Source organism: Mycoplasma cottewii (genome assembly GCF_024918975.1).
Taxonomy (GTDB): Bacteria; Bacillota_I; Bacilli_A; order Mycoplasmatales; family Mycoplasmataceae; genus Mycoplasma; species Mycoplasma cottewii.
The window spans coordinates 522,992-535,009 of the sequence record NZ_CP103424.1 but is presented as its reverse complement, the minus strand read 5'-3'; the positions used below and the strand labels follow the sequence as shown (position 1 = coordinate 535,009).

At 22.7% G+C, this 12,018-nt stretch carries 10 protein-coding genes and 1 tRNA gene; 8 read left to right on the top strand and 3 right to left on the bottom strand.

The annotated features are described in order from the left end of the window. Nucleotides 1-37: 37 nt before the first annotated feature. Nucleotides 38-955 (bottom strand): Fic family protein, encoded by a 918-nt coding sequence (locus NX779_RS02335; RefSeq protein ID WP_259429822.1) that lies wholly within the window; start codon nucleotides 953-955, stop codon nucleotides 38-40. A 245-nt stretch (nucleotides 956-1,200) separates the two neighbouring features. On the opposite strand from NX779_RS02335, the gene rpsO reads away from it, so the two are divergent. From rpsO to NX779_RS02310, 5 genes are all read left to right on the top strand, one after another. Further along, complete coding sequence (gene rpsO / locus NX779_RS02330) at nucleotides 1,201-1,467, top strand: 30S ribosomal protein S15 (protein WP_004426738.1); 267 nt, start codon at nucleotides 1,201-1,203, stop codon at nucleotides 1,465-1,467. Between the two features lie 71 nt (nucleotides 1,468-1,538). After that, nucleotides 1,539-1,612: transfer RNA gene (locus NX779_RS02325), tRNA-Gly, on the top strand. A gap of 241 nt (nucleotides 1,613-1,853) precedes the next feature. After that, nucleotides 1,854-2,504 carry a DxFTY motif-containing membrane protein gene (locus NX779_RS02320; protein WP_259429821.1) on the top strand — a complete coding sequence of 217 codons (651 nt, stop codon included), beginning with the start codon at nucleotides 1,854-1,856 and terminating at the stop codon, nucleotides 2,502-2,504. Nucleotides 2,505-2,513: 9 nt separating this feature from the next. Then, a complete protein-coding gene (recD2, locus tag NX779_RS02315) occupies nucleotides 2,514-4,730 on the top strand; it encodes an SF1B family DNA helicase RecD2 (protein ID WP_259429820.1) in 2,217 nt (738 codons plus the stop codon). Between the two features lie 62 nt (nucleotides 4,731-4,792). After that, a complete protein-coding gene (locus NX779_RS02310) occupies nucleotides 4,793-6,562 on the top strand; it encodes a BspA family leucine-rich repeat surface protein (RefSeq protein WP_259429819.1) in 1,770 nt (589 codons plus the stop codon). Between the two features lie 25 nt (nucleotides 6,563-6,587). Here NX779_RS02310 and NX779_RS02305 read toward each other — a convergent pair whose 3' ends face one another. After that, nucleotides 6,588-7,163 carry an MFS transporter gene (locus NX779_RS02305; RefSeq protein ID WP_259429818.1) on the bottom strand — a complete coding sequence of 192 codons (576 nt, stop codon included), beginning with the start codon at nucleotides 7,161-7,163 and terminating at the stop codon, nucleotides 6,588-6,590. Between the two features lie 41 nt (nucleotides 7,164-7,204). Continuing rightward, a complete protein-coding gene (locus NX779_RS02300) occupies nucleotides 7,205-8,701 on the bottom strand; it encodes a hypothetical protein (RefSeq protein ID WP_259429817.1) in 1,497 nt (498 codons plus the stop codon). A 353-nt stretch (nucleotides 8,702-9,054) separates the two neighbouring features. On the opposite strand from NX779_RS02300, the gene NX779_RS02295 reads away from it, so the two are divergent. From NX779_RS02295 to NX779_RS02285, 3 genes are read left to right on the top strand one after another with little or no spacing between them, the layout of a single operon-like run. Beyond that, nucleotides 9,055-10,641 carry a hypothetical protein gene (locus NX779_RS02295; protein WP_259429816.1) on the top strand — a complete coding sequence of 529 codons (1,587 nt, stop codon included), beginning with the start codon at nucleotides 9,055-9,057 and terminating at the stop codon, nucleotides 10,639-10,641. 28 nt (nucleotides 10,642-10,669) lie between these two features. After that, nucleotides 10,670-11,506 carry a DnaJ domain-containing protein gene (locus NX779_RS02290; RefSeq protein ID WP_259429815.1) on the top strand — a complete coding sequence of 279 codons (837 nt, stop codon included), beginning with the start codon at nucleotides 10,670-10,672 and terminating at the stop codon, nucleotides 11,504-11,506. Between the two features lie 18 nt (nucleotides 11,507-11,524). Further along, the gene (locus tag NX779_RS02285) at nucleotides 11,525-11,950 is read left to right on the top strand and encodes a hypothetical protein (RefSeq protein WP_259429814.1); all 426 of its coding nucleotides are present in this window, start codon (nucleotides 11,525-11,527) and stop codon (nucleotides 11,948-11,950) included. Nucleotides 11,951-12,018 lie beyond the last annotated feature (68 nt).

Below are 12,018 nucleotides of genomic sequence, written 5' to 3'. Positions count from 1 at the left end.
AAGTTAAAAAAGACTCATAAGAGTCTTTTTTTTGATATTATTCTTTTCTTTGTTTAATAAGTTTTTCTCTGTCATAAAGTATTCTTATAAAATAATTTATTCTTAATAATTCATAATTAGCTATTAAATTAAGCATTGTTGATAGATCGTTTTTTGAATGATAATCATGAAAAGCTTGATAGTATAGATTTCTATTTATATATTTGATATCTATTGGATAATAACCATTTTTCATTAATTCAAAATTAATTAAAAGTCTACCTGTTCGTCCATTACCATCAATAAAAGGATGGATTGCTTCAAAATCTAAGTGAAACTTTGCAATCTTTTTGATTATGTGTTCATTTGAATTGTAATATCAATCTAATAGTTGTTGCATTTTTACTTGTATCATATATACATCAGCAACATCATGTTTAGAACCAAAAATAACTACAGGAACATTTCTATAAACACCAGCATTTCTTCAATCATGAATTAAAACTAAATTATGTATTTTTTTGATTTCATCTTCAGTTAATAAACTATGTTTATTTTTAACCAGATCAAGAACGTATTCAAATGCTTGTTTATGTCCGATTACATCTAAATGATCTTTTAAAGGTTTTCTATCAATTACCATTCCTTTAAAAATAAAATAAACTTCTCTTAAACTTAGAGTATTTCCCTCAATAGCATTACTGTTATAAGCATATTCAATAGCAAAATCTTTGTTAATACGATTAAGTTCGTGTTCTTCAAGAGGAGTAAAAGATTCGATTACTTTCATTCTTTTATCAATTAACTCTAATAAATCAACATCAATTAAATCTAAAGGATTATCTAAGTCCATAGGTATTTTATATTCGTTATTTTCTTTGATAAATCCATATATTTTGTTTTGATTAATTAAATCTAATATTTCTTGTTCTGAAATATTTCACTTATCACTAGTTTGTTTAATTGTTAAATACATAATGTTATCCCTTTAGATTTTCTAATTTATTAGTTGATTTTATCATATGATATTAAATTATTAATTTATTACAGATAAGCTATTCTTAAATATTAAAAAATATCATTTCAGAGAATTTTAAAAAATATTATCATTTTTCTACTTTAGTGTTATAATATTTTAGTTGATAGTTTACCAAAGGTATTATTCATCCCAAATATATCTTTGATAATACATTAATAAATCACAAAAGAGGGAGCTATATCATGATATCAAAACAAGATAAATTAGCTTTAATTAAAGAATTCGGTGGATCAGAAAAAAACACTGGTTTAGCTGAAGTTCAAATCGCAATTCTAACTAAAGAAATCGCTAACATGACTGAACACTTAAAAGTTCACAAAAAAGATGTTCCAACAAGAAGAAGCTTATTAAAAAAAGTTGCTCAAAGAAGACATTTCTTAAATTACTTAGTTAGAAAAGACGTTAACAGATATAAAGCTATTATTGAAAAATTAGGAATTAGAAAATAATTCAAAAAATTTTAAAAAAGTTATTGACACTTAGAAATATATGTATTATTATATAAGAGTGTCAAGTTAACGCAGGTGTAGTTTAATGGTAGAACTTCAGCCTTCCAAGCTGACTGTGAGGGTTCGATTCCCTTCACCTGCTCCATATGAAAATAACAAACACTAGAATTTACTAGTGTTTTTTTATTTTTATTTTAAAAAGATATATAATATTAATGTGTACGTAGTGCACGCAAAATGTCATTATTTAAGTTATATATCTTTTTACAGAAGAGATTCTCTTCTATGCACAATTTATTGGAGTAAAACTCCATAACTAAGCACCTATTAAGGTGCTTTTTTATTTCTATTTGATATACTTAAAATTAATTAAAAGGAAAATAATTATGCAAGAACAACAAAAACAAAGATTATTAAATGAAATTAAATTTCAAAATTCTAGAACTCCTATTTGAATAAATTTTTTAGTTCAAATTCTAACTGTAGTTAGTTTATTTTTAGTTATTTTATTTTTAGTAGGTGGAGATTTACAAAACTTTAACTTTAATTATTATAAAAAACTAGGTAAATTTGCTTATTTATATTTAGCATTAATTTGTTTAGCTTATTTAATACTAGTAACTTTTATTAATTGAATATTAATATTATTAAACATTCAAAAATCAGATGCATTAAGTTATTGTCTAGGATTAGCTATGCTTTGTGTTTCAATAATTTATACTGGAGATTTAATGTATAACTGAACTGCATCATATACTGTAAAATCATTAACTAGATTTATTATAGCTATAGTTAGTGGTTTAATCGGAGTTATTATTGGCACATTATTAAGCATGTTACAAAGAAATAAAGAATATCAAATCGAAGAAGAAAATAAAATTATTTTACTAGCTTATCAAAATGGTGAATTAATACCTACAAAAAAACAATTAAGAGCAATTAAAAAATTAGAATATAAATATAAAAAAGAACAAGAAGAATTAGAATTAATAGAATTTAAAAATAATTTATACAAAAACAAAAATACTAATCAATAGAAAGAAATTATGGAAAAACAAATAAAACTAAGAGGATATATTTCAAAATTTATATATTTATCAGGCAATTGAGGTCTTGCTATTTTTACTAGTGAAGAAAATGAGAAAAAAACAATCAAAATTAAAGGTCAAATTGGTTTGATGAAAACTAAAGTTTTATATGAAATCACAGGATCAGTTAACACTCATGCTAAATATGGAGCTAGTTTTGATGTGGTTCATTTTGATTTTGCTCAAATTGATAGTAAACAACAAATTATTAATTTCTTAAAATCTGATGTTTTTCCTGGTATTGGTAATTTAACAGCTAAAAAAATAGCTGAACATTATTCTGAAAATTTTATTCAAGAAATATTAGATGATAAAGAAAAATTTTTATCAATTCAAGGTATAAATAAATCAAAACTAGAACATATTTATGACATTATTTATGATATTAATCAAAATAATTCTTTAACAAGTGAATTTATTAATAATAAGTTAAATTTAAATATTTTAGAAAAAGCTCAATGATATGTTAATAGTCAAGAAGAACTTATTAATATATTTACTAATAATTTTTTTGAATTCGCTTTTCAAAGAAATTTAGGAAATATCGAAGATATCGATAAAATATGACTTCATTTTTCAAAAAACCCTAATGATATTAATAGAATAGCTTATTGAGCTTTTCATTGTTGTGATGATATTTTATTTTCAACTGGAGATAGTTATACAAATAAAGAAGCATTATTTAGAAAAATTAAAGAATTTATTAATATAGATATCAATGAAAATAAAGACTTATTATTATCTAGTCTTTTACATGCTAAAGATCATAATTTATTAGTATTTAAAGAAAATAAAATTTATACTCATAATTCATATTATGATGAACAAGAAATTGCTTTAAGCTTAGATTATCATTTAAAAAATAATTTAAATAATTCAATTGATGAACAAACTTTAGATAAATATATACTAGAAATAGAAAATGAAATTGCAAGTTCTAAAAATATTAAAGATTTTAAATATGATAATTCTCAAATTAATGCTTTAAAAACTTTTGCTAAAAATAATATAACAATTATTACTGGTGGTCCTGGAACTGGTAAAACTACAATTATTCAAGCTATTGTTAAGTTAATGCAAAAAATGTATAAAAAATCTAAATTCTCTATCTCAACACCAACTGGAAGAGCTGCTGCTAAAATTAGAGAAAGCTTTATAGAATCAGAAGCTACAACTATTCATAGATTATTAGAATATGATGGTGATGAAAACAGATTTCTTATTAACAAACAAAATGCTTTATCATTTGATTTACTAATAGTTGATGAGTGTTCAATGATTGATAATCGTTTATTTAGTCAATTTTTACAATCTAGTTTAAAAGCTAAAAAAATAGTTTTAGTAGGTGATCCAGAACAATTACCAAGTGTTAATTATGGAAATGTCTTTTTTGATATTATAAAAACAAATACTATTCCTACAATTAATTTAGAACACATTCACCGTCAAAAAGAAAACAATGGAATTATTGATCTTGCTTATATGATTAAAAACAATACTTTTGATATTACAAAAGTTGATCAACTAAATAATGTTAAATTTATTTTTAATACTGATAAAGAGTATTGTTTAGAACAAATTAAAACTAATTATGCAAAAGATCTAGATTTTAATAATCCTTATAATACTCAAATAATTTGTCCAATGTATGCAGGAACTTTAGGGATAAATAATTTAAATGATCTAATTCAGTCTAATTTCAATTTCAATATTAATGATCAACAAAAAAAATATCAAAGAGCAAAAAATAAATATATCGAATCAGATAAAATCATGTATTTAAAAAATGATAGTAAATTAAATATTTCAAATGGTGATGTTGGAATTATTGATTCAATTATTTATAAAAATAATAAATTTGATTTTGCAATTGTAAATTTTAATAACACTATTTTAGAGTTTAATAATCAAAATTTTGATGATTTAACTTTAAGTTATGCATGTAGTGTTCATAAAACTCAAGGTAGTGAATATGATAAAGTTATTTTAGTTTTAGATGCTACTCATTTTAATCAGTTTATAGATAAAAAATTATTGTATACAGCTATTACTAGAGCTAAAAAAGAATTAATTATTATTACAAAAGAAGATATATTTATTCAAGGTATTAACCGAAGTTCTAAAAAAAGAAATACAACACTTCAAGAAGTTATAATTTCAACTTTAAACAAATAGATTTTTTATTATTTTAAAAGTTTGATATTATTATTTAGTAAATATAAAAATAGGAGAAAATCGTGAAAAAACTTTTAACATTTATTTCATTATTAACTATATCTTCAACTGCTTTATCAAGTAGTTTAGTTTTTCAAACTAATAAATCAGATAATATTTTAGTTTTAAAACAAGTTGAAAAAAAATCACAAAAAGCTGAATATAAAACTGAAAAAGGTAAATTAATTTGTACTAAAATTGGATATTTTACAAATGATAAAGGTGAAATCCAAATAGAAAGATTTTTACCTAAAACTGAAAAAGTTCCTGAAATATTACCTGAAATTATAACAAACTTAACAGATGCTTTTAGAAGTGTTACTTCAAAAGAAATTAAAGGTATTGAAAAATGAAACACTGAAAAAATAACTAGTATGAATCATACTTTTTATAATTCTTCAATTTCTAATATTGATTTATCAAATTGAAATACTTCAAATGTAAAAGATATGAGTTATATGTTTGCTAAAACAAAAGTGTTTAATAATGACATTTCTAATTGAAATACTTCAAATGTAATCAATATGAATTCTATGTTTGAAGAATCTGAAGCTTTTAATCAAAATATAAATACTAAACCAGTTGAAAAAGGTGAGTTAAAATACACTGCTTGAGATGTTTCAAAAGTTACTAGTATGAGTAAAATGTTTGCTAATACCAAAGTTTTTGATGGTGATATTTCTAAATGAAACACTGAAAAAGTAACTGATATGAGTGGTATGTTTAGCAACACAAAAGCATTTAATAAATCATTAAAAGATTGAAATTTAAATAGTGTAACTAATTTAAGCAGTATGTTTGATTCAGCTGAATTATTCAACCAAGAAATAGGAAATTGAGATACTTCAAATGTAACTGATATGAGTAAAATGTTTTCAAGAACAAAAGCATTTAACAAAGATATTTCTTCTTGAAATACTTCTAAAGTTCAAAATATGAGTGGTATGTTTGAAAATGCTCAATCATTTAATCAAGACATTAAACAAAAAGAAATTAAAAAAGATGAACAAACATACACTGCTTGAGATACTTCAAAAGTAACTAATATGAGTAAAATGTTTGCTGATAACAATATCTTTAATAAAGATATCTCATCATGAAACACTTCAAATGTTACAAATATGAGTTATATGTTTAGTTCAGCATCTAAATTTAATAATGATGGAAAATCATTAAATACTTGAAACACTTCAAAAGTAAAAGATATGAGTTTAATGTTTGATGCTGCTAAAGAATTTGATCAAGATATATCGAATTGAGATACTTCAAGTGTAATTAATATGAACGGTATGTTTCAAAATGCACAATCTTTTAATCAAGACATTTCTAAATGAAACACTTCAAAAGTAACTGATATGCAAGCGATGTTTAATAAAGCTTCAAGATTTAATAAAAGCATAAATACTAAACCAGTTGAAAAAGGTGAGTTAAAATATACTGCTTGAGATGTTTCAAATGTAACAAATATGCAAACTATGTTTAGAGAAGCTGTTAAATTTAATCAGGACATTTCTAAATGAAATACCGAAAATGTAACTAATATGTATGCGATGTTTGAAGGTGCTGTAGCATTTAACCAAAACTTATCTGAATGAAATGTTTCAAAAGTGACAAACTTTGATAACTTCGCTTCTGTATCTAGTTTAGGACAAACAAATTGACCAAAATTTAATGTTCCTGATGAAAAAACAAATAAAATTAAATGACAAACAATAGTATTTATAGTCGCTTCTGTGCTTGTATTGATTGCTGTAGTCTATATGTTTATTGCTTCAAGAAAAAAGAGAAAATAAAAATGCAAATCTAATTTGCATTTTTTTAGTCTTTGAATGGATTTTCGGGATCATCTAATTTTATTTGTGATTCATTATTATTTGTTGTTTTTGTAAAATCAACTTTGATTTTTGTTTCATTTTCTTTTTCTATTTTTTCATTTTCTTTTTTATATAAGAATAATTGCTCATTAATTCTAGATAATGTTTCAAAAATAGAAGCTACAATCATAAGTAAAAATGTAATTGGTAAAAGTACATAAAATAAGATTTTAATACTATTTTGATTATTTATTAATAAACTTAATACAAAATATATTGTAGTAATAAAAATTGTTGAACCATATAAACTAAAACCAGTTATTAAATAAATAATATCTTTTTTAGTATATTTATAATCACTTTTATTTTTTCATTTTCACCTAATAAGCATATAACTTATTAAAAATAGTGAACCTAAAATTAAAAGAATGATTTCTAAAGCTATATAAGGTTGTAAACTATTAAAAATCTTTTTATTATCTTGACCTTTTTCTAAATAAATTATTAATAGTGATATTGATAAAATAACACTTCCAATAGTTGCTAGATATTTTAAAAACTTGTGCGACTTATAATTCATAACCTATCCTTTCATTCTTTTAATTTTACATAATTATATTTTTAACAACAACATTTACATGCACACATACGACGAAGTGCAGTTGTTTTATTTTTCTCAACTAAAGCATAAACATCTTTTACAGGAGTGCTTCCTTCATATAATTCAGCTTGTTGAGTTTGTTTATAATCAACTGATGAAAATCCTTTTAAACGTTTTTGTTTAGAAAGATAAGCATCTAAAACATGACCAAATTCATGATGTAATGTTTGAAATCTATTATTACTTGAAAATCATGATAAATTAAACTGATGTTGATTCATTTCTTTTTCAAAACTTTCGTTTCTAATTATTACAAAACTAAATATAGTTGTTGTTTCATCTGTTAGTGATTGAGTTGAAGTTATACCGTTAACTCCTGATGAATCACCTATACCTTGAATTTGCTTATCATTAGTTAATATTAAATTTATAAATATTTTTTTAAAATCATCACCAGTTATTTTATAAATAGTATTAAATAATTTTAAAGCTTCATTGTATAAATCTTCTTTTTTAAATTTTATTCTAATTTCATTTAAGCTATATTTATATAATTCATCTAGATTTTTTTTAATTTGAATAGAGCTTTTTTCTTCACCATTATTAGTTTTAAATTTAGAAGTTTTTAATCAATATTGATCTAACTCATCAATATTTTTAAAACGATTATGATCGTTTTTTATTGTTTTTTGTCTATTTTTATATGGATTGTATAAAGTTGAAGACATAAGTTTTTTTCTAAAATTATCAAATTTTGTTGTTCCAATTCTATTTATTGAATTTATATTGAATCTAAAGTTTGGAGAAAATATTTGTCTTCCTAAATTTGTAATAGTATCAATCATGTAGTTAACATTAAAAAATCCATATATATAAGTAGTATTTTGAGTTCTAATATTATAACCTAGATCTGCAGGTGTTAAATTTTGTTTTTTTGGTTCTAAATTAATATCATATTTAATATCTTCATGTACTTCTTTTGAATCTAGATCGATTATCTTTTTAATCTTATCTCATTTATCTTTAACTAATATTCCACCTGAAAAATTATCTTTTAATTCTATAAAAGTTTTAGAAAAGAAATGATCTAGTAAATATCAAGTTAAATTTTTTTGATTTTCATTTGAACTTACATATTTACTAAAACTTTCAGCAAAAAACTCTTGAGCAGAAGTTGAACCATATTCTGAAGTAACCATAACACTTGAAATAAGTGAATATTTAAAATCTTGATGTTGAACAAGACTTGTTGAATGTAAAGTTTCTTTTTCAATACTTTTAATAAAATCTTCATATGCTATATTATCTTTATCAAAAGCTGATGAATTTCTATATAAATAATATCTTAAAGCATGACCGGCTCACATTAATCCATATTTACGGTTATATTTAGTATGATAATCATTAACATTAGTTAATCTAGGTTCGTTATCAGGTTTATTTAAATAAATTTCTGATGCAAAAACTGCGACAATCAATGCAATTAAAATTCAAAGATAACGTGATATTTTTCTCATAACTTTCACCTTCAATCTAGATTATTTATAGTTTTATTTTCTATTTATATTATTCTTAATTTAATTTTACTCTTATCTATTAACTATATAAGTTATTAAACTTAATATAATAAAAAATCAAAAAATTTTTAAATTTATAATCAATTGTAAAAAATGTTTCTAACAAACATTTTAAATATTAAATATTATTAATCATTTATTATAATTAATTAGTAACTTATAAATAAATAAGATATTTAATTAAACTAGTACTATTTTAGTATTAGAGAAATTATTTTAATATTTTTTGATTAAATATATTTATAGTAAATAGTTGGGAAAGATTATATGTCAAGTAAAAACTTAAAGATTTTATGACTAATACGATTTTAGAAAAGATAAATTATTATACTTCTAAGAAATTCGATCTAAACACTATAAAAGAAATGTTAGCAATTGATTTAATTGATATTGATGATGATTTAATTACTTTGGTTGATAAATATATAATGTATGTTATTTGATTAGAAAATAATCATAAAAATAAAGCGAATGCTTTTATTAAGTTTTTAAATAAATTAGATAATAGTGAAAAACAAGTTTTTGATCAATCTAGTAGAATTCAAAAACAACAAGATAATTTAGTTGAATATGAACACCGTAAACAAGATCAAGAAAAAATAGATCACTATTTATCTAAAATTTTTGATAAATATAAAACTAATATTGATCAATATAATACTTATCAGCAAGAAAATATTAAAAATCAAATTAAAGATGATCAACAGATTGAAACAAATCAACAATTTACTCCTAATTTAGAAAATCAATTAGATAATAGTTTAATTGATAGTGAGATTAAAACTGAAGAGTTAATAATTGATGATAAAGATTTAATTGCTAATAATTTACAAGTTGAAACCGATTTATCAATAATAGAAAATACAGTAAGTTTAGATAGTGAATCTGAAATTGAAATAGAAAACAAAACTCAAGTTGAAGAAATTGATTTAGATGACGATTTAATTGATGATCAAGAATTAGAATTAGCCAAAACCATTGATGATATTAATGGTGATCTGATTACTCATGATCCAGAAGAATTTGCAACTGCAACAGTAAATTGAAATACTTATATTGATGATCAAACAAGTGAAAAAGAAAATGAAAAAGAATTTCTAGACAATGAAGATGAAGATTTTGAAATAGAAGAAGAAATTACAGCTATCGATGATTTAGAACAAGATTTTGATGATATTGATCAAACTGATAATCAAGAATTACTATTAGCTAAAACAATTGATGATATTAACGGTGATTTAATCACTCATGATCCAGAAGAATTTGCAACTTCAACAATTAATTGATTAGATTTTACTGATAACAGTGAAATTGAAAAAGACGAGGAAAAAGAAGATTTCAAATCAAAAGAAGAAATAATTTCAGAAGAAAATGAAAAAGAAATTGCATCTATTGATAATTTAGATAATGATTTTGAAATTCAAGAATTAACTGCTGAAGAAATTGAACAAGATTTTGATGATATTGATCAAACTGACAATCAAGAATTATTACTAGCTAAAACCATTGATGATATTAATGGTGATCTGATCACTCATGATCCAGAAGAATTTGCAACTGCAACAGTAAATTGAAATACTTATACTGATGGTGAAGAACAAGTTTTGGGAGAAGAAAATTTAAAAGACAATTTAATTGATTCTAAAATTGATGAAAATCAAGTTGAAGCTTTAATAGATCAAGTTGAAGATGAGTATGTTTTAGAATTAACTCACTCTCCAAAATTAGGTGAAGAAATTAATTATAAAGATAAAAATTATTCTGTAGTTGGCATGAGTATTCAAAAAGATGAAAATGGAAAAGACAAACCTATTATTAAACTAGTTTCTAATGAAAGTTCAGAGCAAGCTGTTGATATAACATTTGTTAAAAAATATTAAATCTAGATAACAACTTCTATAATTGAAGTTGTTTTTTTATATTTCTATAACAATTGTAAATTTATTATGAAGAAGCTTTTTTACAATTATTTCTTTAACAACTTTAATTTCATCATTACTTTCAATATCATTAATTCTTATCTATTATTTCAAAGATAAGCAAATCAATGTTTTAATAACTACATTTAGTTGTTTATTTATTATCTTGTTTATTTCATTATTTACAATATCAATTATCTTTTATTTCAAACAAGAAAACATATTAAATAAATACATCACTTTTTATGATAAAAAAGAAATCAAAAAAGAAGTTAAAGAAACTATTTTAAACAATAAAAGAATTAAAAAATCTAAAAAACTTCAAAGAAACAAAGAAATAAGTGAACAACTTCAACAATCTAAACGAGATAAATTAGAAAGAATAAAACAAGAAAAACAATTAGAATTAGAAGAACACAAATTTAATTTACAAAACCAAAGAGATTGAGAACAACTAAATTTAGAACACGATCAATTCTTACAAGAAATTAAGAAAAAACGTCAATTGTTAGAACAAGATGTTGAATTTATAAATGATTTAAATCAAACACAAACTTCACCTGAAACAAACACTTTTGCTATTTCAATTCCAAATTTAGCTCAACAATTAAAACAATCATCTGATGAAGAATTCTATAACATACTTGGTGTTTCAAAAGACGCAAGCTTTGAAGAAATTAAAACTGCTTATAAGAAAAAAGCAAAAGAATTTCATCCTGATTTAAATAAAAATCCTAACTCATCAAAACAAATGAGTTTAATTAATGAAGCATATGAAAACATAAAAAAAGATAAAGAAAATAACTATTCAAAAGATAACAAATAATCAGAAAGGACAAAAACTATGAAAATAATTTTTAAAGATTTTATTAATGGAAATATTTTAGATTTTTTAACACCAAAACTACCTCCAATACTAAACCTTATTGAAGTAAAACTTGATTCTGAACAAAGAATTATCCTTGTTCAATCTCCACAACAACCTTTAAGAATTGGAGAGAATGTGAAACTTAGAAAGACCGGAGATAATGTTGATGATGATCCCATTTATGAAATAATCGAAAGAACTGAAGGAGAAGAACAAGAATCAGAAATATGTTTCCATAGGGAGCTTGATAAGTCAACTCTTTCTTTTGAGAATTGAGATGACAATGATAAGTTTGGGTTTATTGCAGAGGTTGTATGTAAGGAATGTGATGAAGGTGTTTGAGTAAGGTGTAAACCTACAGATATTGAAATAATTGAACAAGTAGATGAGGACAATTTATAATGAATAAAATAAAATATTGTTTACATGAAAAAAACATATTTCTAAATCTAAAAAATAGAAAGGAAAGA